Genomic DNA, 630 nt, shown 5'->3' with positions numbered 1-630 from the left:
AGATGAACACGCACATTGCAACTGCAGCGAGTCAACAAAGCACAGTGAGCGATGAAGTGAATACCAACGTTCAGGGTATTGCAGACAGCAGTACATCGATTGTTGATATTGTCACGCAGGCTCAGCAATCACTTGCGATGCTGTCACAACAAACTCAGAGATTGGATCAGCAAGTCAGCCAGTTCCGAGTTTAAGCTCTGATATTTGAAATTGATGCGAAACAGCCCGCTGATGTGCGGGCTCTTTTTTAGCTGATGTTTAACGTAGCTTTTCGCCAATTGGATTTAATCAATTAAATCTGGACTTGACCTCAAAACTCTGTACAAACACTTGCCGTTTTTATCATCAATTCACACACTTTTTGACCCGTCCACTTGTACACAGAAAAGTGTGATTTCCAACACAATATCTTCAAATCTGAGAGTTCTATTGCACCTTTACAACAAACGCATTCGACAAGCGTATAGAAACGTAAATTTTGTTGTATGTACAACACTGGGTAATTATCATTCTAACTAATTTGTTTGGGATAGATGCATATCCACTAATCATAATCGAGCCATTCAGAACGCATTGAATTGGATATTTGTAGGGCTTGCAAAATAAGAGAGATGTTTCATGAGACGTAGA

1 pseudogene is annotated in these 630 nt (G+C 39.8%); it reads left to right on the top strand.

Annotated features, from left to right (window positions below):
• Positions 1-194, top strand: a pseudogene (locus tag R7Z49_RS25935) (methyl-accepting chemotaxis protein); the annotation flags it as partial.
• Positions 195-630: the final 436 nt, after the last annotated feature.

Origin of the sequence: Vibrio sp. 1562 (assembly GCF_033340155.1) — a bacterium.
In the GTDB taxonomy this organism is placed as follows: domain Bacteria; phylum Pseudomonadota; class Gammaproteobacteria; order Enterobacterales; family Vibrionaceae; genus Vibrio; species Vibrio alginolyticus.
The sequence above is the reverse complement of the archived record's forward strand: the minus strand, read 5'-3'. Positions and strand labels throughout refer to the sequence as shown.